This window comes from Variovorax paradoxus B4, from assembly GCF_000463015.1.
Taxonomy (GTDB): domain Bacteria; phylum Pseudomonadota; class Gammaproteobacteria; order Burkholderiales; family Burkholderiaceae_C; genus Variovorax; species Variovorax paradoxus_E.
The window spans coordinates 1,158,247-1,184,292 of the sequence record NC_022247.1 but is presented as its reverse complement, the minus strand read 5'-3'; the positions used below and the strand labels follow the sequence as shown (position 1 = coordinate 1,184,292).

The window sequence follows — 26,046 nt, the reverse complement described above, 5'->3', positions numbered from 1 at the left end:
CGTCATCCCTCCGACGACAGCTGTTCGCGCTGCCGCTTCAAGTGCTCGGGCATGTCCTTGTAGACGTCCTCGAACATGGTCGCGGCGCCGGCAACGTGGCCGTCGGCCATGGAGCCGAAGCGCTCGGCTTCCTTCAGCGCCGCATTCACCTGCGCTTCCAAGTCTGCCTGCGTCTGGTCGTGCTCTTGCTGCGACCAGGCGCCGATGGCCGTCAGGTGCTGCGCCAGGCGCGGGATCGGATCGCCCAGCGGGAAATGCGCCCAGTCGTCGGCCGGACGGTAGCGCGAGGGATCGTCGGAGGTCGAATGCGCACCCGCGCGGTAGGTGACCCATTCGATCAGCGTCGGCCCCAGGTTGCTGCGGGCGCGCTCCGCAGCCCAGCGCGAGGCCGCCAGCACGGCGAGAAAGTCGTTGCCGTCGACACGCAGCGACGCGATGCCGCACCCCACGCCGCGCGCCGCGAAGGTGGTGGCCTCGCCGCCGGCAATGGCCTGGAAGGTCGAGATTGCCCACTGGTTGTTGACCACATTGAGGATCACCGGCGCGCGATACACGTGGGCGAAAGTCAGCGCCGTGTGGAAGTCGGACTCGGCGGTGGCGCCGTCGCCGATCCATCCCGAGGCGATGCGCGTGTCGCCCTTGATCGCCGAGGCCATGCCCCAGCCCACGGCCTGGATGAACTGCGTGGCCAGGTTGCCCGAGATCGAGAAGAAGCCGGCCCGCTTCATCGAATAGCACACCGGCAGCTGCCGCCCCTTGAGCGGGTCGCGCTCGTTGGACATCAGCTCGCAGATCATCTCCACCATCGTCACGTCGTCGCGCGCCAGCAGCAGGCCCTGCTGGCGGTAGGTGGGAAAGCACATGTCGCCCTGCTGCAGCGCCAGCGCGTGACCGGTGGCGACGGCCTCCTCGCCGAGGCACTGGATGTAGAACGAGATCTTCTTCTGCCGCTGCGCGATCAGCATGCGGGCGTCGAAGGCCCGCGTCTTCATCATCGCACGCAGGCCGCGGCGCAGCAGTTCGGGGTCGGCCTGCGGCACCCACGGGCCGACGGCGCGGCCTTCGTCGTCGAGTACGCGCACCAGCGTGTAGGCCAGATCGCTGGTGTCGGCGGGCGATGCGTCGATCGGCGGTTTTCGCACCTCGCCGGCACGCGACAGGTGGAGGTAGGAAAAGTCGGTTTCATGCCCCGGCCGCCCGGTGGGCTCCGGCACATGCAGACGAAGAGATGCGCCCTGGCTCATCGCGTTGTCTCCGCGCTCGATGGGATCGCTCGCCAGCAAAGCCTAGCGAATTTCAGGCGGGAGCGCAGTCGGTCAATCGCGCATTGTTTTCTGGATGCGACGCATCAGGCCATGGCTTCGAAGAAGGCAAGCTTCCGCGCGCGAGGCAGTGCCTTGACCCTGATTTCCGCCCGCAGCGCAGTTCCCTTGTCGGGGTATGCGCGGGCCGCAAGCACACGCAGCGGAGGACGCGCGCGCGTGAATTTGGCGCCCAGTCCGAACACATGCTGGAAGAAGCGCTGCTCCACGTCGAGCGCGATTCCCGTGTAATACACGCCGCCTTCGCATTCCAGGAGGTAGAGCCAGTATGGCGTGGGCCCAGGGTCAGGCAAGGTTCGAGGCATGGCGCAGATTGTGCAGCGACAATATCCTGATGGCCCAAGGCAAACGCATCTCGGCGGACATCGACAGTGGCGCCCTCCAGGCGATCAAGCACATGGGTGCGCAGGCCAAGCTGGCACGCACCCATGCCGGTGAAGGCCAGGCCGCAGCCGCAGCCCGGCTGGGCGTCCATGTCCAGACGGTCGCCCGAATCGAATCAGGTGAACCAGGCGTCGCCATCGGGCACGTGCTGGGCATGCTTGCGCTCTACGGCATCGCAACGAGGCTGCTGCTTCCCGGCGACGACCAGCCCACCGCCTGAGCGGATTCACCTGCCGAGTGCGCGCAAGCGGGAGCAGGCGTACAGTCGATGATCGAGCCCACCGGCGCTGGCAGCCGCCGCAGCCATATCGGGGCTCGCCACGAATGGAGTTCGAAGATGGCCCAGCATGCAATTACCGCTGTTCACTTCAAAGACGAAAAGATGGATCTCGTCGCCATTCATCCAGTTGTGGAGAAGGAGTTCGGTTCGACGGAATTTGCCCTGGGCACGGTACGACGAATCAGCGTTGGCGAATGCGCCGATCTCATTGCCGCCGGCGAGGAAGTGTGCCTTGCGCGACGCACCGAAAGCCATGCCTGGGAGGTCGTTTGCGACGTCCAGCTCTTGCCGGGCGGAGCCGGCATCACTGGCGTCGACATCGTGGGTCATCCCAACAATGCCTTGCAGGATCTTCCTGTGTGGGACTGAGCGCGGGGGCTGATCTCCAACGCTTCGATATTGAGTCCCCCGCCGGTTTTGACATCCCGGATCCTGGCTGCCGAGGCCCGTTCAGGATGCTTCGCCGTCAGGGCGCGCTTCAATCCGTCGACGACTTGGGGGTCCGCAACCCGGCTCCCCTCGTCGCCGTCGTCGTCGTCGTCGTCGTCGTCGTCTCGAGAATGCGATGTGATGGCATGGACGAAGCCTGCCCGATCCAAGGCAAGTCCTTCGAGATCATCCAGTTTCCAGCAGTCGCTGAAGATCTGAAACAGTCCAGCAGTGAGTTCGGTACTGTGGACGCTTCCGTCGGCGCCGATCACGACCAAACTGAAGGGGCGGCGCTTTCGTCCTCAACCACAAGAAAATGCCCGTCCGGCAATTGCTGGATCGCCGACGGCTCACGGATGCCGGTCAAGGGCTGGAAAGCAGGAGGTCTTGTCTGCGCCATGAAAAGCACTGTCTACCCACCCGCATCTTCCCCCTTGCATTTCCTTGCGCGCATCTGCACTGTCAACCAGGTAGCCAGCGGCTCATGAGCAAATCGGATCCTTCGTCCCCCCTGCCGGAACCGGGCCGGATCGCGCCGCGGTCGAAGGCCGCCGATCAGACCGGGTGGAGCCGATGGCTGCCGGGACTCCGTGCGCTGCGCGGTTACCAGGTGGCCTGGCTGCGGCACGACATCGTTGCCGGACTGGTGCTGACCACGATGCTGGTGCCCGTCGGCATCGCCTACGCGCAGGCGTCCGGCGTACCCGGCATCTATGGCCTCTACGCGACCATCGTTGCGCTGCTCGCGTACGCCGTGTTCGGACCCAGTCGGATCCTGGTGCTGGGCCCGGATTCCTCGTTGGCTGCCGTCATTCTGGCCGTCGTCCTTCCACTGTCCGGCGGCGACCCGCATCGCGCGGTTGCCCTTGCGGGCATGATGGCGATCGTGTCGGGGGCGGTGTGCATCCTCGCCGGCGTCGCGCGCCTGGGCTTCGTCACCGAGCTTCTTTCCAAGCCGATTCGCTACGGCTACATGAACGGCATCGCGCTGACGGTATTGATCAGCCAGCTGCCCAAGCTTTTCGGCTTTTCGATCGAGAGTGACGGACCGCTGGGAAACCTGAAGGCCATCGCTACAGCGGTGATGGATGGAAAGACCAACTGGACCGCGTTCATGGTCGGCGCAGGCACCCTGGCGGTCATCCTGCTGCTCAAGGGCCGCAAGCGCTTGCCGGGCATCCTGATCGCCGTGGTGGCAGCGACCGTCGTCGTTGCCGTGCTGGACCTTGCGGCACGCGCCGGGGTGTCGGTCCTCGGCGCCCTCCCACAAGGCCTGCCTGCGTTCGCCATCCCGTGGATCACCAGCGCCGACATCGTTCCCGTTTTGATCGGCGGTTGCGTCGTCGCTCTGATCTCGTTCGCCGACACCAGCGTGCTCTCCCGTGTCTATGCGGCACGGACGCGCACCTCTGTCGACCCGAACCGGGAGATGGTGGCGCTCGGCGCCGCCAACCTGGCGGCCGGGCTTTTTCAGGGCTTTCCTGTCAGCAGCAGTTCGTCACGCACACCCGTGGCCGAGGCCGCAGGCGCCAGAACCCAGCTGACCGGAGTCCTCGGCGCGCTTGCCGTTGCCCTGTTGCTGGTCGTGGCGTCGGACCTGCTGAAGAACTTGCCCGCCAGCGCACTGGCTGCGGTCGTGATCGCATCGGCCATCGGCCTGATCGAGGTCGCCGACTTGCGACGAATCTATCGCATCCAGCGCTGGGAGTTCTGGCTGTCGGCTGCCTGTACCGTTGGCGTGACCGTGCTGGGCGCGATCGAGGGCATCGGCCTGGCGATCGTGATTGCGGTCATCGAATTCCTGTGGGATGCCTGGCGTCCCTATTCCGCGGTTCTGGGACGCGCCGACGGCGTCAAGGGCTACCACGACATCACGCGCTATCCCGACGCGCGTCTCATCCCCGGCCTGGTCCTGTTTCGCTGGGATGCGCCGCTGTTCTTCGCCAACGCCGAGCTGTTCCACGACCGGGCCCTCGACGCCATGGCTTCGTCGCCTACGCCAGTGCACTGGCTGGTCGTTGCGGCGGAACCGATCACCAGCGTGGACGTGACCTCCGCCGACATGCTGGCCGAGCTGATCGAAACCCTGCACGCGGCCGGCATTCAGGTGGGCTTTGCCGAGATGAAGGACCCCGTCAAGGACAAGTTGAAGCGGTTCGGGCTTTTCGAGCGGCTTGGGGAAGCGGCGTTCTTTCCGACCCTCGGTGCCGCCGTCAGGCGATATCTCGAGACCCATAAGGTGGATTGGGTGGACTGGGAGGACGAGGGGCGCTGAGTTCATGCTGCACCCCTCGAGCTTTTGTTCGGCTGTGTGCCCGCTTCGGACTGGTTTCGATCCTCAAGTCGGGACGCTTTGACCGTCGCAATCGGGCCCGGAGCCGACGTTCGAATTTCTCCAAAGCGGCCTTAGTGAAACCGCCATTTGGGCTGCCTCTATCTGCCTACTCGATCGCCTGTCCGGGCCCTCGGCCGTCCCGTTGTGAAACCTAAGGGCTGCCGAGCCAGGCAAGCAGGTCGGACACCGGATCGACGAGCCCTGTCATACCGACCCGTCGCAGTTCTTCCGTCAGCGCGAGGCCGACCGCTCCCACGACAAAGATCGGATGAATCGACGTACTGGCCAGGTCCCGACATACGGTGCGCAATTTCTCGAGTGCCAGGCTGGGCTGCGCCGCGATGGCGGCCGGCTCGAGATCGACAACCGTCCAGCCGGCAACAACCATGCGATGTCCGGTAGCATCAATGGCGCTTTCGTAAAGAGAGGTCATCGACTTGTCAAAGGTGATGATCTGCAATTGCCGGCCAAGCCTGCGATGCTGCGAGAACACGCTGCGCGTAAAGCCGTATGCCTCGTCGCCTAACCGCTGGCGCGCGATGTGGTAGCCCGTGTCGAGCGATGACATCATGACCACCCGGTCGAATCCTCGGCTTAGCACCGGCAGTGCCCGTTCCACCGCGGCCTCGGCTTCAGCGTTCTGCGAGACGGATCCGATGATCCGGGGCGCGTCATCGACCTTCAATATCTCCCATCGGTCGGCCGGCCACCCACATCGCTCGACGTGACGCCGCAGCGTCGATGTGATTTCTGCACTCGAGTTCGGGTTCAAGAAAAGCGTTCTCATCGTGCCGCCGGGAACTTGTTTCGCCAAAAATCCGCAATATCGCCGCGCCGGCAGAACCAGACGTCGGGAAACTGCCGCGCCGACATGAGAAATTCGCGCAGAGCCTCTGCGCGACCGGGTCGACCTGCGAGCCGCAGGTGCAGGCCGATCGACATCATGGTCGATTGGCGATTGCCCTCTCGGCGCAGGCACGCGAGCGTGCGCCGCAGGTGATCTGCAAAGTCATCCGGGGTGTTGAAGCCGGGTGCCGAAGCGAATCGCATGTCGTTGCAGTCGAAGCTGTACGGCAACACGAGGTGCTGCCGGCCGCCGACATCGGTCCAGTACGGCAGATCGTCGTTGTAGCCATCGCTGTCGTACTGCATACCTTGCTCAACCGCAAGCGCGCGCGTGTTGGGACTGACCCGGCCCGTGTACCAGCCCACCGGACGTTGTCCGCACAGGCGTTCCAGCACTTCGAGCGATCGGATCATGTGCTCACGCTCGGTAGATTCATCGACGCGGTTGTAGTCGATCCAGCGAGCGCCGTGCGATACCACCTCGTGCCCTGCCGCGACGATCGAGCGCGCGGCCTCCGGGTGCTTCTCCAGTGCGCTCGACACTGCGAAGTAGGTGGCCGGGATGGCGCATTCCTGCAGCAGATCGAGAATGCGCCAATGGCCGACCCGGCTGCCGTACTCGTAGTGCGACTCGACGACCAGATTGCGGCGCCCCGCGCGGGGCACGGCGCCGGCCACGTCACTGTTGAGCTCCTCCGAATGGGCGTCGCCGTCCAGGACGCAGCTCTCGCCGCCTTCCTCGTAGTTGACGACGACGCTGACGGCGATCCGCCGCCCTCCAGGCCATTCGAAGGCGGGCCGCGTGCGGCCGTAGCCGACGAAGTCTCTTGCCGGGGCATTCATTGCTGCGGTCTCGCCTTGATGACGCACAGCGCAATCACCGCAAGGCCGACCGTGCAGTACGCCGAGATGTACAGCGGATTGTTGAAACGATCGAGCAGCCACACGCACACGGCAGGCGCCAGTGCACCGCCGAAGACGCCCGCGAGCTGGAACCCGAGCGATGCCCCGGTGCACCGGATCTTTGGCTCGAACATCTCTGGAATGAACGCTGCCAACGGCGCCCACAGTGCCGCCTGGCACACCATGCCGATCATGGAGGCGATGATGACGAGCATCGGATCGCGGGTCTCAAGCAGAGGAAAGTAGGCGAAGGACCAGATGATCGAGGCCGCGACACCGATGAGCAGCAGCGTCTTGCGCCCGATGCGATCCGACAGGGCGCCGAACAGTGGTATCGCAAGAACGCCGACCGCAGCACCCAGCAGCACAGCATTCAGGGCGACTTGGCGTGGCAGGCCGAGCCGGGTAGGCACATAGACCAGCAGCAGCAGAGAAAAGACGTACCAGATGATGCCTTCGCCGGCCCGCACGCCGATGGCGAGCAGAACCTGCCTCCAGTGATTGCGCAGCGTTTCGAGCAGCGGTGCCTCGGCCTTGTGCAAGGTCTTCTCGAGACTCTGGAAGACCGGAGACTCGGACACGCTGCGGCGAATGTAGTAGCCGACGCCAACCAGCAGGATGCTTGCGAGGAAGGGGATGCGCCATCCCCACGCCATGAACTCTGCATCGTCGGTGATGACGTTCATGAAACCGAACATTGCGTTGGCGAGCAGCACACCGATCGGACTCGCCACCTGAACCAGGCTGCCGTAGAAGCCGCGGCGACGCCCGGTCGTATCGAATTCATTGACCATCAGCGCTGCGCCGCCCCACTCCCCGCCGAGCGCCAGGCCTTGGGCAAATCGAAGCAGCGCCAGGAGCACCGGCGCGAGCAGTCCGACCTGCCCGTACGTCGGCAGCAGCCCGATGAGGAAGGTGGACAGGCCCATGATGAGCAGCGTCGAGACAAGCACGAAGCGCCGCCCGAGCTTGTCGCCCATCGAGCCGAACAGCGCCGCTCCGAAGGGTCGCGCGGCAAAGGCGATGCCGTAAGACAGGAGCGACAGGATGGTGGCGACAAACGGATCGGACTGGGAAAAGAAGAGCTTCGGAAATATCAGCGCCGCCGCGGTTCCGAAGATGAAGTGATCGTAGAACTCCAGGGTGGTGCCGACGAGGCTTGCAGCGGCCACGCGCCGGGAGCTGGCGGGAGATGCTGCTTGCTGCTGGTCTGCTGAGGGTGCCTGAAGGCCTTGGGAGAGAACAATCATGGTTGCTCCTGAAAGACGTGCTGATCGGACCACCGGCGCTTTGGCTTTTGTGGGTGGATACGTCGATTGCAGCACCGCGACGTTGCTAAGACAATTTCATTTATTTGAGCTATTCATCAGAACATATGAATATCACTCTCAGGCAGCTGCGTGCCTTCATTGCAGTGGCAGACACCGCCTCCTTTGTGCGGGCTGCCGAGCGCATGCACGTCTCGGCGTCGGGGCTGTCGATGCTGGTCCGTGAACTGGAGAACCAGCTTGAGTTGAAGGTGTTTTCCCGCAGCACCCGCCAAGTGCGCCTTACCGACGCCGGCAGTGAGTTCTTGCCTCTGGCTCGCAAGTCCCTGAGTGACCTGGAGGCAGCCATCGCTGCGACGCGCTCCTTGGCCACTATCCAGCGCGGTCGCGTCACAGTGGCGGCATCGGTCGTTCCAGCTGCCACGCTCCTGCCGTGGGCGGTTAGCGACTTTGTGCGTGCTTATCCGGGCATCCATTGCGCTGTGAAGGACGGATTCGAGGAGGAAATCCGTGATCAAGTCAGGCGTGGCGAGGTCGATCTTGGGGTCGGCACGCTGTTGGAGGACGACACCGGATTGGATGAAAGCGTGCTCTACGAAGATCACCTGATGGCTCTGATGCCCGACGAGCACCCGCTCGTCGCGCGCGGTACCGTGAGCTGGAAGGAGCTGTCACAACACCCACTGATCGCGCTGACAGCCGCCAGCCCGTCCAGACACCTCGCCGATCAAGCCTTCGCTACTGCGGGTGTGACAGCGGTGCCAAAGTACGAAGCGTCCTTTTCGTCCACCATCATCAGCATGGTCGCGGCCGGTCTCGGGGTGGCGGCACTGCCGGTCAACGTTCGTCAGGTTTCGCCACGAGTGAAGGTGCATGCACGCCTGCTTGTGCGGCCGACCGTGAAGCGCAAGCTTGGCATTTATTCGCGTTCAGACACCGAACTCTCGCCCGCGGCGAAGGCGTTTCGACAGCACCTGGAGTCGTTCGTTACCCAAATGCACGGCATCCCGGCTGAGGTCGTGTCGAATGCCATTGACACCTCGTAGGGCTTTGAAAGCCATCGGCCGTGGGAAGCGGTTTCGTGCATGTGACGAGTACGTAGTGAACGGCCTGTCGAATGTCTGGTTCTTGTCGATTGTGTTGAAAAACTCCCCCGAATTCTAGGAGCTGGCTCGCAGTTTGCATGCCCTTGATCATCGATGGAGGTACGCATCATGATGGGTCGGAGCACCGTTCAAGATCAGCTGTTCTACGCATTCGATCTCGAAGACCAGGTCCCGCGCGATCACCTGCCGCGAGGCGTTGACCGCTTCCTCGATCTCGGCGAATTGCGCCAACATCTGGCGCCGTTCTACAGCCACACCGGCCGGCCCTCGATCGATCCCGAACTCATGATCCGCATGCTCGTCATCGGCTACTGCCTGGGCATCCGCTCTGAGCGCCGGCTGTGCGAGGAAGTCCATCTCAATCTGGCCTGTCGTTGGTTCTGTCGCCTCGGCCTCGAGGACACAGTGCCCGATCACTCGACCTTCTCCAAGAACCGCCACGGCCGCTTCCGCCAGAGCGATGCATTGCGCTTCGTCGTCGAGACAGTGCTGCGCCGTTGCATGACCGAAGGCCTGGTTCAAGGCGAGGGATTCGCCGTCGATGCCAGCATCATCAAGGCCGATGCCAACCGTGCGCGCAACGTTCCAGCTTCCGATGTCGCCCAATGGCGCCAGGGCACCCAGTGCAACCGCGCCGTGCGCGAGTATCTTGACGCACTCGATGCCACCAATCCGGTGGCCGAGAATGCACTTGAAGAGGTGCCCGACACAGCGGCTGCATCGCGCAACATCTCCCCGACCGACCCGGCTGCGCAGTGGACCGCAGCACCAGGTGTCCGGCGTTCTACGCTTACTCAACCAACTACCTGATCGATCTGTCGGCGGGAATCATCATGGACGTGGAGGCCACGCCGGCGCACCGCACGCCGGAGGTCGACTCCACCCGGACGATGATTGACCGTGTCGAGAAGCGCTTCGACATCAGGCCGCGGCGGCTCGTGGGTGACACCGCGTACGGCACCGCCCCACTGCTGGGCTGGATGGTCGAAGACAAGCAGATCGAGCCTCACGTCCCCGTGTGGGACAAGACGGTCCGCAAGGACGGAAGTCTGTCGATCGGCGAGTTCCAGTGGCAGCCCGAGCGCAATGAATATGTTTGTCCTGAAGGCCGTGCGTTGCGCAACGACCGGCGGCAGTTCACGGCGCCGCGCACTCGCATCACCAAGGCCGACACCGTTATCTGTCGGGCGAGCCAGGCAGACTGCGTCGCCTGTGGGATGAAGGATCGCTGCTGCCCGAGCACGCCGTTCCGAAAGATCGCCCGCAGCATCCATGAGGGTGCCCGTGAGGTGGCACGGTCCATCGCGCAGACGCCGCAGTACAGGCAGTCGCGCAGGGAGCGCAAGAAGGTGGAAATGCTGCTCGCGCACCTCAGGCGCATCATGAAGCTGGATCGCCTGCGGCTTCGCGGGCTCAGTGGTGCGCAGGACGAGTTCTTGATGGCTGCCACGGCCCAGAACCTCAGGCGAATGGCGAAGTGGTTGATGCCATCTGAAGCAGATGCGGCAATGAAGACAGCGTGAGGTGAGACTGACGGCTTGCCACGTGCTCTCGCATCGCCAATTCAATTGCGAATCCTGTGTGATCTGTGATCGCCAGTGCGGGGAAGATTCAAGGCGAGTTTTTCAACACAATCGGCCGAACCCGGAAGTCTAGCTCCGGCCAACGACAGTCCGCTATCGCTGCAACCCGTCCTCAATGCACTGGCCCGCATCCTCGGCAAGCGTGGCACCGCACTGGAGAGCGCATCCGGCGCAGGCCAGCGCGGCGCCTGGTTCGCATCGGAAATGCCCCAATGGACCTGGCAGCCCACAGACGCAGACGGCCGCATGTGCCGCCTGATGCAAGGGGCCGCGCGGCATCTGCTTCTAATCCGGCCCCCGTAATTCAGGGCGCGTCCTGGGGGTGCGGTCAGGCGGGGATTAGATCGTGAACGGGCGCCAGGCCCAATGCGCCGCAAAGCCGCGCCTCGCGCGGTGCATCGAGCCAGCGACGCATCTCGTCCAGCGCGGTCTGGAAGACCGGCGGGTTGTCGCGCAGCCCGTTCAGCAGTTCGGCCAGTTCGGGCACGCTCAGCCCCTTGGCCATCCAACGCAGGCTGGCCAGCATGTCCTGCGGCGGAATGCTGGCCACCAGCCGGTCATGCAGGGCGATCAATGCCGTGTCGTCCAGGCTGGCCCACAACAATGCGTTGTGGGCCTCTTCCTCGACCAGCATGTGCGTCAGGTTGTGGGCCACAAAGGCCGAGAAGCGGCGGTACAGCGCCAGACCCAGGGCGCCTGCGCGCTCGGTGGGGGCGGCCCGCAGCGCGGAGACGTCCGCTTCCAGCGAGGCAATGTCATGCGCGTGGGTGCGGTGGTCGTCCGCCACGTCGCGGCTGCTGCCGGGCAGGGCGGTCTCCATGGCGGGATGCACGAAGTCGTTTTCGTGGCCAAGGTGGGCCCGCATCAGTTGCAGCAGCGCCTGCGCGTCCTCCAGCGTCGCCTGGCGATCGGACGGCCGGCACCAGTCCGTCTGGCCCAACTGGCCCTGGGTGTGGAACAACGCGGCGCGCAGCGCCTTGTGGATGGGGGTGTAGAGGTCAAAGCGGGGGGGCATCTCAGGTCTCCTGGTCGGGCCGCGGCAACAGGCCGGGGCTGGCTGCCAGTGTTCCGGGCACGGGCTGGCGCCACATCGGCCAAACGGACCAGTTCGATGGGCCATGCGGGCCGGTCGGCGGGGGGACTGGCGCCATGGGCCGTCGTCGGTGGTCCATGGCCCATTTGGTCGATGCGGGTGCCGGCGCAGTTCCGGACACTGAGGCGGCCTCGGCCCTCGCGTTCGGCGCGCTTGCATGCCAGGCCGGCCGAACCGATTCACCTCCCAACGATCCTGCACTTTCCCCGAAAGGACTTCCCATGCCCATCCATGCCACTCAGCCGGTGATCGCCGTTTTCGGCGCCACGGGCACCCAGGGCGGCGGTCTGGTGCGCGCGCTCCTGCGCGACCCGCACCGCCGCTTCGCCGTTCGCGCGATCACCCGCCAGCCCGGCAGTGCCGCCGCTCGCGCCCTGGCCTGCGCGGGAGCTCAACTGGTGGCGGCCGACCTGGACCAGCCCGACAGCCTGGCGCCGGCCCTGGAGGGGGCACACGGCGTGTTCGGCGTCACCAACTTCTGGGAGCATTTCAATCCCGAGCGCGACCTGCGCCAGGCGGCCCACCTGGCCCGTGCGGCGGCCGCCGCCAAGGTGCAGCACATCGTCTGGTCCACATTGGAAGATACCCGCCGCCTCATGGCCCTGGACGATCCGCGCATGCCCACGCTGATGGGCCGCTACAAGGTGCCCCATATGGACCTGAAGGCCGAGGCCGACGCCTGCTTCGCCGGCCTGCCGGTCACTTTCGTGCTGACGTCGTTCTACTGGGACAACCTGGTGCGCGCCGGGCTGCACCCGCGGCGCGACGCGCAGGGACAGTTGGTGTGGGTGCTGCCCATCGGCAGCGCCCATCTCCCTGGCGTTGCGGGCGAGGACATCGGGGCCTGTGTAGCGGCGTTGTTTGCGCGCGGCAAGGCGGTGGTGGGCCAGCGCATCGGGCTGGCCGGCGATGTGCTGAGCGGCGCCGAGATGGCGGCTGCCATGTCCCACACGCTGGGCGAGCCCGTGTGCCACGTCGCCCTGCCGCCGGCGGAGTTTGCCCGGCTGCCGTTTCCCGGCGCGGCCGAACTGGCCAACATGTTCCAGTTCAAGCGCGACTTCGAGTCTGCCTACTGCGCGGCCCGGCCAGCCGAGGCGGCCCGTGCGCTCTACCCGGGCTTGCGTCGTTTTTCGCAATGGCTGGGGGACGAGGCGGCAGCCCTGCGAGCGGTGGTGGGTTCGGCGCCGGCGAGCGACGACGCCTTGCCGGTCAGGGGGCTGCCGTGAACGCTACGCGCGCCTGGCGCACCGGCCGACAACCCCGTGCGTAGAATTTCGGGCATGCCGATCGACCCTGTCGCGACATCTGATCCGGCACTGTGCACGCCGAGTGCCGCACCCTCGCCCGGCCCGGCCGCCGAACCGCGGGCGGCCAGGCCCGCGCGAGCGGCCAGGCCCGCGCGAGCGGCCCTGCCGGCCACGAAATTCCGCACACCCCGACTGCGTCGCGACACAGTCGAGCGGGCTGCGCTGCTGGCGCGTGCCGCGGCGGGGGCACTGGATTGCCAGGTCACCCTGGTGCAGGCACCGGCGGGTTTCGGCAAGACCACCTTGCTGGCCCAGTTGGCCGAGACGCTTGCGCAACGCCCGGACTGCCATGTGGCCTGGGTGACGCTGGACAGCGACGACAGCGATGCCAATCGCCTGCTGGCAGCGCTGTTGAGTGCCCTGCGGCAGTGGCCGCTGGACTGGCCGGTCGATGTAGAGAGCGTGTTGGGCCAGGTGCATGACGATGGGCCCGCCGCGCGCGCCGCCCTGGTGCCGGTGCAGAACGCGCTTTGCAGCTATGCCGGAGAGCGTGCCTGGCTGGTGATCGACGATCTGCACCGGGTCACCGAGGCTGCGGCATTGCGCCTGCTGGATCTGCTGCTGGATCGGCTGCCTCCTGAGATTGGCGTTCTCATCGGTTCCCGCACCGAGCCGGCGCTGTCGCTGGCTCGCTGGCGGATGCGCGGTCAACTTGCCGAAGTGCTGGCCCAGGATCTGCAGTTCAGCCTCGACGACGCACAGGCCTTGCTGAGTGCGCGAGGCCTCGGCAACTGCCCTGCCGACTGGCTGAACACCGCGCTGGCGCGCACCAGCGGCTGGGCCGCCGGCCTTCAGTTGCTGGCGGGCGCGCGTGCGGGGCGCGACACCCTTGGGCCCATGCCTCCCGGTGCCATGGCCATCGGCATCACCGCGCATCGCCACCTGTTCGAGTTCTTTGCCAGCGAAGTGCTGGCCGATCTGCCGCCCGAACTGCGCGCGTTCGTGCTGGACTGTGCCGTGCTGTCCGAGTTGAGTCCCGCGATGTGCGAGGCCGTCACGGGCCGCACCGACAGCCGGGCAGTGCTGGAGGCGCTGTACCGCCGCCACCTGTTTCTCAGCGCGCTGGACGACACCCTGCCGGTGCTGCGCTTTCATGACCTCTTCCTGGACTTCCTGCGCAGCGAGCTGAACCGCCAGGCGCCGGAACGGGTGCCGACTTTGCACGCGCGTGCCGGCCAGGCGGAGCCGGACGCGCAGCGCGCTGTGGGCCACTGGCTGCAGGCCGGCCGCTGGGACGAGGCACTGGCAGCCATGCACGTGAGCGCCCGGGCGCTGCTGCCCACCGGCGGCACGGCCCTGATCGAGCGCTGGCTGGCGCAGTTGCCGCCCGAGGTGCGCGCTGCCCGGCCGGCCGTTGCCCACTTGCAGGGCCTGTGCGCCTGGTCAGCCTGGAACTGGCCGCTGGCGCGCGACCGCTTTCGCCAGGCCTGCGACCGCTACCGCACCGCTGGCGAGCACGAGGCCGCCTTCGACGCCCTGGGCATGCTGGGCGCTTGCCACAACGGCATGGGCGATCTCGCCAACGCCCGGGCCGTGCTGGACGAAGTCCGGGGCCAGGCCTTGCCGCCGGCGCTGCAGGTGCCGTTCGATTCACTACAGGCCTGGTCGTCGCTGGCCAACGGCGAACTCGAGCAGATCGGCCCGGCACTGACGCGCATGGCGGCACATGTGGCGCAGGCGCCGGCCACCCGCTACCCCAACGTGGTCGACATGGGCTATGGCCACCTGGTCGGCCTGCCTGGCACCCAGCGCCCGATCGCGCAATTGCGGGCGCTTTGTGCGCCCCAACCCGACGATCCGCGCGAGGTCATGGTGCCGGCACTGGATGCGTGGCTCTCGTTCTGGCGGGGCGACCGACTCGCCGTTGAACCCGTGCTGCGCCGGTTGCAGCACCTGCAGCCGCAGATGCCAGGCGCACTGATGCTGGCCATGAGCACACAGCATCTGGCAGCCTTGCACCGGGCCGCGCTGGGCGAGCATGCCGCGGCCCTGGCTGCATTGCGCCAGGCGCATGCGGCGCTGGCGTCGCCCGAGGCCGTGGGCCAGCGTCTGGGCTGGCAGCGCAGCTACTTGCATGTGCAGGCCCGGCTGCACTGGATGGCGCAGGATACCGAGGCGCTCGGCGCCCTGATGCCCAGGCTGCGAGCGCCTCGCGGCGATCACGAGTGGCCCGTGCTGGACATGGCGAGTGCCATGGTGCAGGGTCAATACGCCCTGCTGCGCGGAGATCCGACACAGGCACTGTCCTGCCTGGCGCGTGCGGTCGATCTGCATCGGCACCGGCGTCTGCCGGTGTTCCTGGGTGACGCCCGGCTGTCGCTGGCGTATGCCATGCAGGAGGCGGGGGACGAGCACCGTGCGCTCGAATGGTTCGGGCAAGTGCTCGCCGAAGCCGTCGAGACAGACACACTGGGGCCCTTGCTCATGGAGCCGGCGCCGCGTCTTGAACGCCTGTGGGACCGGTGGCTGTCGTCCAGTCGACGAACCGCCGACGAGGCCCACGCCGGGCGGGCCGAGTGGCTGCGTGCCCGCTGGGACGCATGGCACACCGGGGGAAACGGAGCCGTCCGGCGTGACGCCCTGGGAGACCTGTTGTCCGAGCGCGAGCGCGAGGTGCTGGCACTGCTGGCTGGCGGCCAGAGCAACAAGCAGATTGCCCGAGGCCTGGACATCAGCCCGCACACGGTCAAGCGGCATGTGGCCAACATCCTGAGCAAGCTGGTGGTGGACACCCGAACACAGGCCGCAGCGCGCTGGCTCCAGCGCTGAGACTTCGCGTTGCCTCCGCTGCGCGGTTTGCCGGCCTGGGCGACGGTTGACGGCGATGATGCGAACGATCTGGCCGAGGTCGCTGTCTCGGACATTCATGGCAAAGAACAATCCTGTGCACCCAGAACCAAGTCGCTTGCCAGGCGGCCGCCGGAGCTAATAGCCAATGAACTAAAAAGGAGGCCGAACGACAACCAGCGGCCCGGTAACATTCCTTCGTGAGGCAACACGCCGCTCAGGATAGTCGACGCCGAGCAGACCGGACGGCGCGTCTTCACCGAACATGCCGGCATAGGCCGGCTGGACGATCCGGAAAAGCCCTTGCCGCAGGCCGTCCTGGGCCTTCGCCGTGTCCTGCAGCAGGCCGTCGTATGCCAGGTAGGCCGGCTCCTCCAGGTCGGAGGTATGGGTGGTCTGGTGGAGAACGGCCTGCTGCTCGTCCCGGAGCGACTGCTCGATCGCCACGAAGGGCCTGAAGCTCGATGTCATGTCGGGCGCTCCGTAGGTCGTGGTGACCCGCACGATCAATGTGCTGTAGCCGGGGGTGGACTGAAATCCAGGTACCTGCATCCGGGCGAGCTCGCCGTCAACGCGCGCAGCGGGTGTCAGCTTCACTTCGCGGCCGCTGGTCCGCAGGCGCGCCGCCAGTTGCTCCGCGAATTGCCTGTTGAGCGGCATCGCCCCGCTGTTTTTCACGGCGGCCGTGAACTCCTTGCTGCGCCGCTCGATGCGGCTGGCCATCGTCACCCGGGTGCCGACCTCGACGCCAAGGGCCACCAGCGTGCCTACAGGTCCGAAAACCCCGGCCCAGCCCACGATGGCGGAGCCGCCGCCATCCATCACGGACAGCTGGTCCTGCGCGTTGTAGACGAGTTCGATCTTCGTGATCGACCGGGTGGCGTCGTGGCGAACCTGCGGCGCAGGCTCGGGCGTGTTCGTGGCGCATCCAGCCAGAAGGGCTGCAGCAGCCAGCAGGGAAACAAGCGTTTTCATGGGGCAGCGCGATTGTGAGAAATTGGTTAACGGTCACGGAATCCGCGAAATGTAAAAATCCCCTCCGGCTTTCACAGAGGAAAAATTCACAATTGATCCGCAATCTCCCAACAATTCGCAACACTCGTGCCACCGGTTTTTTCTCGGCGAAGGCCTCAACTTGAAGAAATAAGAATTATTTTTGCGGTAATTTTCAAGAATTGAAGGCGCAATACGAGAAGGCGATGAATGCCGTTACGTAACGACAGATGAAATGCGGGGGCACATGCACACCCATGTTGGGCATCCAATCCCCGAAATGACTCGCGCTACAGCCTCTCTGTTTAAAGAGCAAAGTGCTGCGACTGGTTCCATGGAGAACTCGAAATCTGTTTTTCTTGGAAGCACCTCTCAAAGGCTGGATTCGATGAGAACCAAAGAACTGGTGGTCGCCAGCGACCTGAACTGCACGAGGGACAATGGGACACCGGCAATTGATGAAAGAGCGTGCGAGCGCATCAGCCCCCCGAAAGTGAAAGCGCCTCGGTCGCCTCGAGGGCGCGACCGAACTGCCGCCAATGAGTTACGACCAAATTGCTACTTCAGCCTTATTTAACTTCATCGGGGGATGGGCAAAAAATAGCCAATATGCGTCCGGTGCGCCCGCAGGGAGATGCCTACAGCCGAAGAAGCTCGCCGGGCTTCAGGCCAGGCAAGGCTCCGCGCCCTTCTCGCCACGCCACGACTGCCTCGGCAAACCGCTCGCTGCAATCCCGCAGGGGACGATACGTTTTCTCATCTCCGGCCGTGGCATCCAATTCCTCGAACAACCAGATGGAGCCGCCAGCTGTGGCGCAATCCTTGGCGAGGCGGCGAAGCCCATCGTCTCGCCCCCGCTCCTGTAGGCAGGGTATAGATGGATTTGTCCAGATGCGCGACGAAATACCGTGTCTCGGACTTTAATGCGCTGTCTCAGACATTAATGGCAAAGAACAACTGTCGGCGAAATCCCCCTTCGATCACTCCACCGTCACGCTCTTCGCCAGGTTGCGCGGCTTGTCGACATCGGTGCCCCGCGCGCAGGCCGTGTGGTAGGCCAGCAATTGCAGCGGCACCACGTGCAGCAGCGGCGAGAGTGCGCCGTAGTGCTCGGGCATGCGGATCACATGCAGGCCTTCGCTGCCCTTGATCTTTGTGTCGCCGTCGGCCAGCACGTAGAGCACGCCGCCGCGCGCGCGCACTTCCTGCAGGTTGCTCTTGAGCTTTTCGAGCAGGGTGTCGTTCGGCGCCACGGCCACCACCGGCATCTCGCTGGTGACCAGCGCGAGCGGGCCGTGCTTGAGTTCGCCGGCGGCATAGGCCTCGGCGTGGATGTAGGTCACTTCCTTGAGCTTGAGCGCGCCTTCGAGCGCGATCGGATAGTGCAGCCCGCGGCCGAGAAAGAGCGCGTTGTCCTTGCGCGCGAAGTCTTCGGCCCAGCCGATGATCTGCGGTTCCAGCGCGAGCACCGATTGCAGCGCGACGGGCAGATGGCGCATCTCCTTCAGGTAGCGCGTCTCGTCGGCCTCGCTCAAGTGGCCCTTGGTCTGCGCGATGGCGAGCGTCAGCAGGAACAACCCGGCCAACTGCGTGGTGAAGGCCTTGGTCGAGGCCACGCCAATTTCCACCCCGGCTCGCGTGATGTAGGCCAGCTTGCATTCGCGCACCATCGCGCTGGTGGCCACGTTGCAGATGGTCAGCGTCTGCGCCATGCCGAGCTCCCGCGCGTGCTTCAAGGCGGCCAGCGTGTCCGCCGTTTCGCCCGACTGGCTGATGGTGACCACCAGCGTCTTCGGATCGGGCACCGAATCGCGGTAGCGGTACTCGCTCGCGATCTCGACCTGCGTCGAGATCTTCGCGATGCTCTCGAGCCAGTACTTGGCGGTGCAGCCGCTGTAGTAGCTGGTGCCGCAGGCCAGGATGAGGATCTTGTCGATGTCCTTGAACACGCGGTGCGCGCTCGCGCCGGTGGCGCCGTCCTGCCCGATGCCGTCGAACAGCTCGGGCACGATGCCGGCCACGCCCTCGAGCGTGTCGCCGATGGCGCGCGGCTGCTCGAAGATTTCCTTCTGCATGTAGTGACGGTACGGGCCGAGCTCGGCCGCGCCGCTGTGCGCCTGCACGGTGCGCACCTGGCGCTGCACGGGCTTGTGGTTGCGGTCGACGATCCAGTACTTGCCGGGCTGCAGGTCGACCACGTCGCCTTCTTCGAGGTAGACGATCTGGTCGGTCACGCCGGCCAGCGCCATGGCGTCGCTCGCCAGGAAGTTCTCGCCGCCCTCCTTGCCCGCGCCCAGGATCAGCGGCGAGCCCGCGCGCGCGCCCACCACGCGCTGCGGCTCGTCGCGGCACATCACGGCAATGGCATAGGCGCCGTGCAATTGCAGCACCGCGGCCTTCACGGCCTCGAACAGGTCGCCGTCGTAGAGGCTGTCGACGAGGTGGGCGATGACCTCGGTGTCGGTCTGGCTCTCGAACACGTAGCCCTTGGCTTCGAGCGCCGCGCGCAGGGGTTCGTGGTTCTCGATGATGCCGTTGTGCACCAGCGCGATGCGGCCCGGCCGCGCGCCTTGCGCATCGGCGCCGGGGCCATGGCTGAAGTGCGGGTGGGCGTTGTGCACGGCGGGCGCGCCGTGCGTGGCCCAGCGCGTGTGGGCGATGCCCGTCAGGCCTTCGACATGGTCTTCGCGCACCTGTGTGACGAGGTCCGCTACGCGCGACGTGGTGCGCGCCCGCGTGAGCCCGCCCGCATGGACCGCCACGCCGCAGGAGTCGTAGCCGCGGTATTCGAGCCTCTGGAGGCCCTGGACCAGGACCGGAACGATGTTGCGATGGGACGCTGCGCCGACGATGCCGCACATGGTGAGCTGCCTTTGAATGAAGAAGAGGCTCGATGGTAGGAAGCAGTTGAAAAAATATGCATTCGAAATTTCATTCATTTCGAACTTTTCTTTCATCACTTCAGAGAAGTGGATTTTTATTCCATAATCCAATTGAATATGGAATCCATTTCTCTGGATGCAATAGACCTTCGCCTGCTCGATGCGCTCCAGCGCGACGCTTCGCAGACCAACCAGCGGCTGGCGGCCGACCTGGGCATCTCGCCGCCCACCTGCCTGCGCCGCGTTCATCGCCTGCGGCAGGAGGGGTTGATCGAGCGCCAGGTCGCGCTGCTCTCGCCCGATCGGCTCGCCGCGGTGCTGGGCCACGGCTTGCAGGCGGTGGTCGAGATCTCGCTGGACCGGCAGGACGCCGCGGCCCTCGATGCCTTCGAAGCCCGCGTGATCGCCGACGACGCCGTGCAGCAATGCTGGCGCGTCTCGCCGGGGCCGGACTTCGTTCTGGTGGTGGCGGCGCGCGACATGCCGGACTACGGCGCGCTGACCCAGCGCCTGTTCACGGCCGACGCCAACGTGCGCAACGTCAAGGCCTTCTTCAGCCTGAAGCGCGCGAAGTTCGAGCCCAGGGTGCCGCTGACGCCCTGACGCGCCGCAGGCGCCCTTCGATCAGGCCTTCGGCTGTTTCTGCGGGCGCTTCCAGTTCGCAAAGCTGACCTGCTTGCCGCGTGCCACGGTGAGCGCGCCGGGCTCGGTGGACTTGTTCACGGTCGAGCCGCCCCCGATGGTGCCGCCCGCGCCAATGGTGACCGGCGCCACGAGCACGCAGTTGCTGCCCACGTGCACGTCGTCCTCGATGACGGTGCGGTGCTTGTTGGCGCCGTCGTAGTTGGCCGTGATGCTGCCCGCGCCGTAGTTGACGCGCCGGCCCACGCTGGCGTCGCCCAGGTAGGCCAGGTGATTGGCCTTGGCGCCCTCGGCCAGGGTCGAGTTCTTGACCTCGACGAAGTTGCCGATGTGCACCTCGGCGCCCAGTTGCGCGCCGGGCCGCAGCCGCGCGAAGGGGCCGACCAGCGACCTTTCGCCCACGGTCACGCCGGCCTTCTCGCCGTCGATGTGGGTGAACGGGTGGATCACCGCGCCCGCCTCGATGCGCGCATTGGCAATCACGCAGTTGGCGCCGATGCGCACGCCTTCGCCCAGGAACACCGAGCCCTCGAACACGCAGTTGACGTCGATCTCGACGTCGGCCTCGCAGGCCAGCGCGCCGCGCAGGTCGAAGCGCGCCGGGTCGGCAAGCCGCACGCCTTGCGCCATCAGCGCATCGGCCTGCCGCAGCTGCCAGGCCCGCTCCAGCGCCGCCAGCTGCGCGGGGCTGTTGATGCCGGCGACCTGGAGCGCGTCGGCGATGACATGCGCGACCACGGGCACGCCGTCGGCCGCGGCAAGCTTGACGATGTCAGTGAGGTAGTACTCGCCCTGGGCGTTGCGGTTGTCCAGCCGCGCGAGCCAGCCCTTGAGCCGGGCGGCGGGCACGGCCATCACGCCGCTGTAGATCTCGCGGATTTCGCGCTGCGCCTCGGTGGCATCCTTCTGCTCGACGATGGCCATGACTTCGCCCGCCGCCTGCCCTTCGGCGCGGACGATGCGCCCGTAGCCCGCGGGATCGTCGAATTCGATGGTCAGCAATGCCAGCCGCCGGCCCGCGCTGGCGGCAATCAGCGCGCGCAGCGTCTCCTCGCCGATCAACGGCACGTCGCCCGACAACACCAGCACCGTGCCGTCGTCCGGCAGGAGCGGAACCGCCTGCTGCACCGCGTGGCCGGTGCCCAGCTGCGGCTCCTGCCGCGCGAACTGCAAGGCGGCGCCGATGGCGCTGCCGGACATGGCAGCCTCGACCTCGGCCGCGCCGTGACCGGTGACGACGACCACATGGCGCGCACCGATGCGCGCGGCGGTATCGGTCACGTGCCCGAGCAATGCGCGCCCGGCCAAACGGTGCAACACTTTGGGCAGCCTGCTTTTCATGCGCGTGCCCTTGCCGGCCGCCATGATGACGACGTCGACCGGTCCCTGGTTGTCCTGCGGAATCTGATTCATGCTTCTTTGTACCCGAATGCGTTGCGCCAACTTGGCGCGGATTATCGGCGTGCTGCTGGTGGCCGCTGCGCTCGCGGCCTGCAGCGCGGTCAGGCTGGCCTACAACAACCTTCCCGAGCTGAGCTATTGGTGGCTCGACACCTACCTCGATTTCGACGGCTCGCAAACGCCCAAGGTGCGCGACGAGCTCGCGCAATTGCTGAACTGGCACCGGCAGAACGAGCTGCCGCGGGTGGTCGCCCTGCTGCGGGAAGCAGAGGCCCTGGCACCGCGCGACGCAACCGCGGCCCAGGCCTGCCGCATGGCGGACCAGATCCGCGAGCGCCTGCTGGCGGTGACCGAGCGCGCAGAGCCGGCGGGCACCGAGCTGGCATTGAGCCTGACCGAGGCGCAGCTGCAGCAGCTCGAGCGCAAGTACGCCAAGAACAATGCCGACTACCGCAAGGAATGGCTCGACCGCAGCGCCGCCGATGTGCAGGAAAAGCGCTACGACCGCTTCCTCGACCGCCTCGAGGATTTCTACGGCCGGCTGACTCCGGAGCAGCGCGACCTGCTGCGGCGGCAGGTGGCGCAATCGGTGTTCGACCCGCGGCTGGCCGACGCGGAGCGCCGCCAGCGCCAGCTGGAGACGCTGCAACTGCTGCGCGGCTTCAACGCCACCAGCCCCCCGGCGGCCGAAGCGCGCGCGGCCATCCATGCCTACGTGATGCGCATCGCGGCGCCGCTGCCCGGACCCTGGCGCGATCACCAGCGAGCCCTGCTGCAGGAAGGCTGCCGCAACCTGGCGGCCCTGCACAACACCACCGGCGCCGGCCAGCGGGAGCAGGCCGTGCGCCGGCTGCAGGCCTACCAGGACGACCTGCGGCAGCTGGTGGCCGCGCGCTGAATGCCACCAAGGCATCGCCCCACTAGTACGTCAACACGTAAGTTTCGAAACGTAATGACGACCGAGCTTGTGATCTGCATCCTGTCGAGTGAACTTCCACTCGATGGTTCGGCGCAGCGCGTTTCGATCTGCTTGCCAGGCATCGACTTCGCGTCGCAGGAGTTGCTGGCTGGGGAGGCGGCGGTTCAGGCATTGGCGCGTGAGGATGCCGATCTCGATTTCTGCCATGTTGAGCCAACTTGCGTGCTTGGGCGTGTAGTGAAAGCACACCCGGCGCAACAGCGTGTTGGCCGCGCGCACTCCCAACACATCGTCGAAGCATTTCCTGAAGTGAATGTTCAGGTTGTCCAGCACGAGGTGAACGCGGCGTGCCGTCGCATAAGTGTCGGTGAGAAGTGCCTGGACGAAGCCGACGAAGTCTGTCTTGCCCCGGTGATCGGTGACCGAGACGACGCGCTGTCCCGCCTTGGGCTCGACTGCCACGAACAGATTGGTCGTGCCCTTGCGCACGTATTCGTAGTCCAGCTTGGCCGCCTCGCCCGGCGCCATGGGCAACGGCTCTCGGCTATGAGCAACGAGTTGCAGACTCTTCTCGTCGATGCAGATCACGGGCTCGTCGCCGCACATCGGTTTGGCGTACAGCTTGAGCAGGTTGTACATGCGGCAGCGGTACTCTTCGGTGAGCGTGCCGATGCACCACATCAGCCGTCGCCAGGGCTTGAGATCGTTTTTTTTAGCATGCGCCGGACGGTTTCCCGACTGACGTTGCCAAGGCCCAATTCCTGGCGCGCGGCACGTTCGAGTTCGACGATCGTCCAGCGCTGGCGACCCTCGGGCGCAGCCGAGCATGCCAGTGCCGTCACGCGCGCCTCGGCATCGGTGTCGTACTGTCGCGGCCGACCCGAGCGTGCAACGTCGAACACGGCCAGATCGACGCCCCCTTGCAGGTATGCCGACCGGGTGCGCCACAGCGCGGTGCGTCCGATCCCCAGAACGTCCATGATCTGCGCCTCGGGAATCCCGCGATCCAGGCACCACAGCGCATGCGCCCGGTTCACTTCGCGCGAATGATGGATTCCCTTGCGTCGAATCTCCTCGATGATCGCCCGATCCTTCTCGGTCAAATGCAGTTCGGTCTGGCGCATGAGCACTCCTTCGTAACCCCAACGGGGATAGATGGAGTGTATTCATGTTTTGTTATTTACGTGTCAATGTACTAGATCAGCGGTGTCGGCCGCATCGGGCGCTCGAAATAATCCCCCAGCGTTTCGAGCGCACGAGGCTCGAGAATGCGCAGCCAGCCCCCGTCGAGCTTGTAGAGCCCCAGGTTCTGCAGCCTGCGCAGCGTCTTGTTGGTATGCACCAGCGACAGCCCCAGCGCATCGGCCAGGTGCTGCTGGTTGAACGGAAACTCGACCCAGCCGTCGCGCACCATGCCCACGCGCTGGGCACGGCGGTACAGGTGCATCAGCAGCATGGCCACGCGCTCGGCCGCATTGCGGCGGCCCGTGGTCACCAGGTTGTCGTCCACCAGCTTTTCCTCGCGCGCGGCAAGCCAGGTGATGTCGTAGCCGAGCTTCGGCTGGGCATGGAACAGCTCCCAGAGCCTGCCGCGCGGGAACACGCAGAGCGTGGTGTCGCTTGCAGCCTCCACGCCGTGCGTGTGGCCGTCGGCAAACTCGTCCTGCAGGCCGATGAAATCGCCGGGCAGCAGAAAACTCAGGATCTGGCGCCGGCCGTCGCTCAGCGTCTTGTAGCGAAAGGCCCAGCCCGCATAGAGCGTGAACAGTTCGGAACTCGGCCGGTGCTCGTCGATGATCGAGGCGCCGGCCGCAACGCGGCGGGAACCGGCTCTGAAGGACTCGATGGTCTTGAGTTCTTCCGGCGACACCGGCAGGAAAGCTTCCATTCTGCGCAGCGCGCAGGCCTCGCAGGGATGGGCGCCCGGAGGGGGCGACGCGGGGGGTGCATGGTCCTCGAACTTCACGCGCCACTATAGGCCGCGGGCCTGTGTCTTTTGACATTTCGCATGACCCGGGAGATTCATACACTTCGCACGCCTTTCACTTCCGAACGCATGACAGAAAAACAGGCTCTCCACGAAGTCTTCTATTGCAGCCTGCTCACGCCGGACCTGCCGCCGGCCACCGTGGGCTCGATCGTGACCCAGGCCCGCGCACGCAATGCCCAGTACAGCATCACCGGACTGCTCGTCTTCGATGGCATGCGTTTCTGCCAGCACCTCGAAGGCCCGTACGAAGCCGTGGAAACGCTGATGCGCCGCATCGAACGGGACCCCCGGCACACCGACATCAAGGTTTTCCACCAGGGCCCGCTCGCGGCACGCCGCTACAGCGGCTTTGGCATGGGCCTGGCCGAAAGCGAAGGACCCGACCTCATGGCCGGCATCCGGGCGCTGGACGGCGAAGCCGCCCTGAAGCATTTCCTGGCCCTGCGCCCCAGTTTCGACATCAACGGCTGAAAATCGGGATAGGGGCCGGTCAGCGAAGACCGGTCCCCTCCCACACCACCCGGCATGCGGGTCCGCACCGGGCGGTTCGAGAAGTTGAGGTCAGCATAGGCGGGGAACTCCGAGCGCATCGAAGTACGCGATGGTGAGCACGCGGTTCAGCGCCATCGCGCTGTTGTGCCACCAGCGCCGAGCATTGGCCGCAATCCGGGCGGCCACGTCGCGACTGGCACCCAAGGCGCGCAGTTCACGGTACATGGTCGGGCCCCGACACCAGAACTTCAACTGGATGGCTCGCAAGCGGTGCCGCAACCATTCGTCCAGTCGCCGCCAGACCGAGGGCGTCTGTGCCAGTTGGAAGTACGCCTTCCACCCCGGCAGGAACGCTTGCAGGTCCTGTGCGATCTGGTTCATGCTGCGCCCCGTCTGGCGCCGGGTTATCTGGCGAATGCGCTGCTTGTAGCGTTGCACCGCCTCCCCGGCCACGGCCAGTTTCACCTGCTTTTGCGGCGCAGCCCACAGGCAGTAGCCCAGGAACTTGCGCCCCCATGCCGTCGCCACAGCGGTCTTGGTCTCGTTGACCTTCAACCACAGCTTGGCATAGCACGCCCGCAGCCCGTCCAACACCCGTTGCCCGGCACGCTTGCTCTTGACGTAGACATTGCAGTCGTCCGCATAGCGCACGAACTTGTGCCCCCTGCGTTCGAGCGCGCGGTCCACCTCGTCGAGCAGCACGTTGGCCAGCAGCGGCGACAGCGGCCCACCTTGCGGCGTGCCCCCTCCACGCGCATCTGCATGACCCCGTGCGCCATGATGCCGGCGTTCAGGTAGTGACGGATCAGCCGCAGCACCGCCTTGTCGGCGATTCGCTTGCCCAGCCGATCCATCAGGATGTCGTGGTTCACGCGGTCGAAGATGCCCCAGAGAGCTACGTCGTGATGCAGGAAGCGACCAAGCGCCTGGGCGTCACCCGCCAGACCGTGTTGCACCGTGTCCAACGCGGCGAACTCGACGCCGTGCTCGTCTGCCGCGGACGGCAAAAAGGCTTACGCATCAAGGTGTTAGACGATCAACCCACCTTATTCGACGAGGCGTCATGAACCAAGGGGCATTATGG

General features: G+C 65.7%; 23 protein-coding genes and 2 pseudogenes. 12 read left to right on the top strand and 13 right to left on the bottom strand.

Translation table 11 applies throughout. The features are described 5' to 3' along the window. Positions 1-2 precede the first annotated feature (2 nt). Together VAPA_RS05310 and VAPA_RS05305 are read right to left on the bottom strand one after the other, a co-directional pair. Positions 3-1,244 (bottom strand): 3-methyl-2-oxobutanoate dehydrogenase (2-methylpropanoyl-transferring) subunit alpha, encoded by a 1,242-nt coding sequence (locus VAPA_RS05310; protein WP_021005738.1) that lies wholly within the window; start codon positions 1,242-1,244, stop codon positions 3-5. Positions 1,245-1,348: 104 nt separating this feature from the next. Continuing rightward, the gene (locus tag VAPA_RS05305; RefSeq protein ID WP_021005737.1) at positions 1,349-1,627 is read right to left on the bottom strand and encodes a GIY-YIG nuclease family protein; all 279 of its coding nucleotides are present in this window, start codon (positions 1,625-1,627) and stop codon (positions 1,349-1,351) included. Positions 1,628-1,656: 29 nt separating this feature from the next. On the opposite strand from VAPA_RS05305, the gene VAPA_RS05300 reads away from it, so the two are divergent. From VAPA_RS05300 to VAPA_RS05285, 4 genes are all read left to right on the top strand, one after another. Further along, on the top strand, positions 1,657-1,926 hold the full coding sequence (locus VAPA_RS05300) for a helix-turn-helix domain-containing protein (RefSeq protein ID WP_021005736.1): 270 nt from the start codon (positions 1,657-1,659) through the stop codon (positions 1,924-1,926). Positions 1,927-1,974: 48 nt separating this feature from the next. Further along, positions 1,975-2,355, top strand: a complete 381-nt coding sequence (locus tag VAPA_RS33785) for a hypothetical protein (protein WP_230558971.1) — start codon at positions 1,975-1,977, stop codon at positions 2,353-2,355. An 86-nt stretch (positions 2,356-2,441) separates the two neighbouring features. Beyond that, a complete protein-coding gene (locus VAPA_RS33780) occupies positions 2,442-2,903 on the top strand; it encodes a hypothetical protein (RefSeq protein WP_196232546.1) in 462 nt (153 codons plus the stop codon). Further along, on the top strand, positions 2,900-4,690 hold the full coding sequence (locus VAPA_RS05285) for a SulP family inorganic anion transporter (RefSeq protein ID WP_021005733.1): 1,791 nt from the start codon (positions 2,900-2,902) through the stop codon (positions 4,688-4,690). The genes VAPA_RS33780 and VAPA_RS05285 overlap by 4 nt, the downstream gene beginning before the upstream one ends. 211 nt (positions 4,691-4,901) lie before the next feature. On the opposite strand, the gene VAPA_RS05280 is transcribed toward VAPA_RS05285, so the two are convergent. From VAPA_RS05280 to VAPA_RS05270, 3 genes are read right to left on the bottom strand one after another with little or no spacing between them, the layout of a single operon-like run. Then, complete coding sequence (locus tag VAPA_RS05280; RefSeq protein WP_021005732.1) at positions 4,902-5,537, bottom strand: aspartate/glutamate racemase family protein; 636 nt, start codon at positions 5,535-5,537, stop codon at positions 4,902-4,904. Continuing rightward, the gene (locus VAPA_RS05275; RefSeq protein ID WP_021005731.1) at positions 5,534-6,439 is read right to left on the bottom strand and encodes an allantoinase PuuE; all 906 of its coding nucleotides are present in this window, start codon (positions 6,437-6,439) and stop codon (positions 5,534-5,536) included. Before VAPA_RS05275 ends, VAPA_RS05280 begins: the two co-directional genes overlap by 4 nt. Further along, positions 6,436-7,749 carry an MFS transporter gene (locus tag VAPA_RS05270; protein ID WP_021005730.1) on the bottom strand — a complete coding sequence of 438 codons (1,314 nt, stop codon included), beginning with the start codon at positions 7,747-7,749 and terminating at the stop codon, positions 6,436-6,438. The genes VAPA_RS05275 and VAPA_RS05270 overlap by 4 nt, the downstream gene beginning before the upstream one ends. A 125-nt stretch (positions 7,750-7,874) precedes the next feature. Between VAPA_RS05270 and VAPA_RS05265 the strand changes: the two genes are divergently transcribed. The 3 genes and pseudogenes from VAPA_RS05265 (at position 7,875) to VAPA_RS33775 (ending at position 10,759) form a co-directional block, all read left to right on the top strand. Beyond that, entirely contained in the window at positions 7,875-8,813 is a 939-nt protein-coding gene (locus tag VAPA_RS05265) for a LysR family transcriptional regulator (protein WP_021005729.1), read from the top strand. Between the two features lie 168 nt (positions 8,814-8,981). After that, positions 8,982-10,396, top strand: a pseudogene (locus VAPA_RS05260) (IS1182 family transposase). A 75-nt stretch (positions 10,397-10,471) separates the two neighbouring features. Then, positions 10,472-10,759, top strand: a complete 288-nt coding sequence (locus tag VAPA_RS33775; protein ID WP_021005728.1) for a DUF938 domain-containing protein — start codon at positions 10,472-10,474, stop codon at positions 10,757-10,759. A gap of 25 nt (positions 10,760-10,784) precedes the next feature. On the opposite strand, the gene VAPA_RS05255 is transcribed toward VAPA_RS33775, so the two are convergent. Next, a complete protein-coding gene (locus tag VAPA_RS05255) occupies positions 10,785-11,471 on the bottom strand; it encodes a hemerythrin domain-containing protein (RefSeq protein ID WP_021005727.1) in 687 nt (228 codons plus the stop codon). A gap of 299 nt (positions 11,472-11,770) precedes the next feature. Between VAPA_RS05255 and VAPA_RS05250 the strand changes: the two genes are divergently transcribed. Then, positions 11,771-12,775 (top strand): NmrA/HSCARG family protein, encoded by a 1,005-nt coding sequence (locus VAPA_RS05250; protein WP_021005726.1) that lies wholly within the window; start codon positions 11,771-11,773, stop codon positions 12,773-12,775. A gap of 54 nt (positions 12,776-12,829) precedes the next feature. Continuing rightward, complete coding sequence (locus VAPA_RS05245; RefSeq protein WP_021005725.1) at positions 12,830-15,625, top strand: LuxR C-terminal-related transcriptional regulator; 2,796 nt, start codon at positions 12,830-12,832, stop codon at positions 15,623-15,625. A 171-nt stretch (positions 15,626-15,796) separates the two neighbouring features. On the opposite strand, the gene VAPA_RS05240 is transcribed toward VAPA_RS05245, so the two are convergent. Together VAPA_RS05240 and glmS are read right to left on the bottom strand one after the other, a co-directional pair. After that, positions 15,797-16,618 (bottom strand): hypothetical protein, encoded by an 822-nt coding sequence (locus VAPA_RS05240; protein ID WP_021005724.1) that lies wholly within the window; start codon positions 16,616-16,618, stop codon positions 15,797-15,799. 998 nt (positions 16,619-17,616) lie between these two features. After that, on the bottom strand, positions 17,617-19,497 hold the full coding sequence (glmS, locus tag VAPA_RS05235; protein ID WP_021005723.1) for a glutamine--fructose-6-phosphate transaminase (isomerizing): 1,881 nt from the start codon (positions 19,495-19,497) through the stop codon (positions 17,617-17,619). A 138-nt stretch (positions 19,498-19,635) separates the two neighbouring features. On the opposite strand from glmS, the gene VAPA_RS05230 reads away from it, so the two are divergent. Next, a complete protein-coding gene (locus VAPA_RS05230; protein WP_021005722.1) occupies positions 19,636-20,121 on the top strand; it encodes an Lrp/AsnC family transcriptional regulator in 486 nt (161 codons plus the stop codon). Positions 20,122-20,142: 21 nt separating this feature from the next. Here VAPA_RS05230 and glmU read toward each other — a convergent pair whose 3' ends face one another. After that, positions 20,143-21,573 carry a bifunctional UDP-N-acetylglucosamine diphosphorylase/glucosamine-1-phosphate N-acetyltransferase GlmU gene (gene glmU, locus VAPA_RS05225; RefSeq protein WP_021005721.1) on the bottom strand — a complete coding sequence of 477 codons (1,431 nt, stop codon included), beginning with the start codon at positions 21,571-21,573 and terminating at the stop codon, positions 20,143-20,145. Positions 21,574-21,604: 31 nt separating this feature from the next. Here glmU and VAPA_RS05220 point away from each other — a divergent pair, with 31 nt between their 5' ends. Further along, a complete protein-coding gene (locus VAPA_RS05220) occupies positions 21,605-22,459 on the top strand; it encodes a DUF6279 family lipoprotein (RefSeq protein ID WP_230558970.1) in 855 nt (284 codons plus the stop codon). A gap of 30 nt (positions 22,460-22,489) precedes the next feature. Here the strand turns inward: VAPA_RS05220 and VAPA_RS34825 are convergent, their stop codons facing one another. From VAPA_RS34825 to VAPA_RS05205, 3 genes are all read right to left on the bottom strand, one after another. After that, entirely contained in the window at positions 22,490-23,161 is a 672-nt protein-coding gene (locus VAPA_RS34825) for an IS630 family transposase (protein WP_021005719.1), read from the bottom strand. Next, positions 23,161-23,604 (bottom strand): helix-turn-helix domain-containing protein, encoded by a 444-nt coding sequence (locus VAPA_RS34820; protein ID WP_021005052.1) that lies wholly within the window; start codon positions 23,602-23,604, stop codon positions 23,161-23,163. Before VAPA_RS34820 ends, VAPA_RS34825 begins: the two co-directional genes overlap by 1 nt. Positions 23,605-23,675: 71 nt before the next feature. After that, positions 23,676-24,368: a Crp/Fnr family transcriptional regulator gene (locus tag VAPA_RS05205; RefSeq protein WP_041946019.1), complete on the bottom strand. Its 693-nt coding sequence runs from the start codon at positions 24,366-24,368 to the stop codon at positions 23,676-23,678. A 168-nt stretch (positions 24,369-24,536) separates the two neighbouring features. Between VAPA_RS05205 and VAPA_RS05200 the strand changes: the two genes are divergently transcribed. Beyond that, positions 24,537-24,941 carry a BLUF domain-containing protein gene (locus tag VAPA_RS05200; protein WP_021005717.1) on the top strand — a complete coding sequence of 135 codons (405 nt, stop codon included), beginning with the start codon at positions 24,537-24,539 and terminating at the stop codon, positions 24,939-24,941. Positions 24,942-25,031: 90 nt separating this feature from the next. Here the strand turns inward: VAPA_RS05200 and VAPA_RS05195 are convergent. Further along, positions 25,032-25,882, bottom strand: a pseudogene (locus VAPA_RS05195) (reverse transcriptase domain-containing protein); the annotation flags it as partial. Between the last annotated feature and the right edge of the window lie 164 nt (positions 25,883-26,046).

Excerpts from the sequence above, each read along its gene's own strand:
- VAPA_RS05310 (WP_021005738.1), bottom strand. The coding sequence starts at position 1,244 with ATGAGCCAGGGCGCATCTCTTCGTCTGCATGTGCCGGAGCCCACCGGG.
- VAPA_RS05305 (WP_021005737.1), bottom strand. The coding sequence starts at position 1,627 with ATGCCTCGAACCTTGCCTGACCCTGGGCCCACGCCATACTGGCTCTAC.
- VAPA_RS05300 (WP_021005736.1), top strand. The coding sequence starts at position 1,657 with ATGGCCCAAGGCAAACGCATCTCGGCGGACATCGACAGTGGCGCCCTC.
- VAPA_RS33785 (WP_230558971.1), top strand. The coding sequence starts at position 1,975 with ATGATCGAGCCCACCGGCGCTGGCAGCCGCCGCAGCCATATCGGGGCT.
- VAPA_RS33780 (WP_196232546.1), top strand. The coding sequence starts at position 2,442 with ATGCTTCGCCGTCAGGGCGCGCTTCAATCCGTCGACGACTTGGGGGTC.
- VAPA_RS05285 (WP_021005733.1), top strand. The coding sequence starts at position 2,900 with ATGAGCAAATCGGATCCTTCGTCCCCCCTGCCGGAACCGGGCCGGATC.
- VAPA_RS05280 (WP_021005732.1), bottom strand. The coding sequence starts at position 5,537 with ATGAGAACGCTTTTCTTGAACCCGAACTCGAGTGCAGAAATCACATCG.
- VAPA_RS05275 (WP_021005731.1), bottom strand. The coding sequence starts at position 6,439 with ATGAATGCCCCGGCAAGAGACTTCGTCGGCTACGGCCGCACGCGGCCC.
- VAPA_RS05270 (WP_021005730.1), bottom strand. The coding sequence starts at position 7,749 with ATGATTGTTCTCTCCCAAGGCCTTCAGGCACCCTCAGCAGACCAGCAG.
- VAPA_RS05265 (WP_021005729.1), top strand. The coding sequence starts at position 7,875 with ATGAATATCACTCTCAGGCAGCTGCGTGCCTTCATTGCAGTGGCAGAC.
- VAPA_RS05255 (WP_021005727.1), bottom strand. The coding sequence starts at position 11,471 with ATGCCCCCCCGCTTTGACCTCTACACCCCCATCCACAAGGCGCTGCGC.
- VAPA_RS05250 (WP_021005726.1), top strand. The coding sequence starts at position 11,771 with ATGCCCATCCATGCCACTCAGCCGGTGATCGCCGTTTTCGGCGCCACG.
- VAPA_RS05245 (WP_021005725.1), top strand. The coding sequence starts at position 12,830 with ATGCCGATCGACCCTGTCGCGACATCTGATCCGGCACTGTGCACGCCG.
- VAPA_RS05240 (WP_021005724.1), bottom strand. The coding sequence starts at position 16,618 with ATGAAAACGCTTGTTTCCCTGCTGGCTGCTGCAGCCCTTCTGGCTGGA.
- glmS (WP_021005723.1), bottom strand. The coding sequence starts at position 19,497 with ATGTGCGGCATCGTCGGCGCAGCGTCCCATCGCAACATCGTTCCGGTC.
- VAPA_RS05230 (WP_021005722.1), top strand. The coding sequence starts at position 19,636 with ATGGAATCCATTTCTCTGGATGCAATAGACCTTCGCCTGCTCGATGCG.
- glmU (WP_021005721.1), bottom strand. The coding sequence starts at position 21,573 with ATGAATCAGATTCCGCAGGACAACCAGGGACCGGTCGACGTCGTCATC.
- VAPA_RS34825 (WP_021005719.1), bottom strand. The coding sequence starts at position 23,161 with ATGTGGTGCATCGGCACGCTCACCGAAGAGTACCGCTGCCGCATGTAC.
- VAPA_RS34820 (WP_021005052.1), bottom strand. The coding sequence starts at position 23,604 with ATGCGCCAGACCGAACTGCATTTGACCGAGAAGGATCGGGCGATCATC.
- VAPA_RS05205 (WP_041946019.1), bottom strand. The coding sequence starts at position 24,368 with ATGGAAGCTTTCCTGCCGGTGTCGCCGGAAGAACTCAAGACCATCGAG.
- VAPA_RS05200 (WP_021005717.1), top strand. The coding sequence starts at position 24,537 with ATGACAGAAAAACAGGCTCTCCACGAAGTCTTCTATTGCAGCCTGCTC.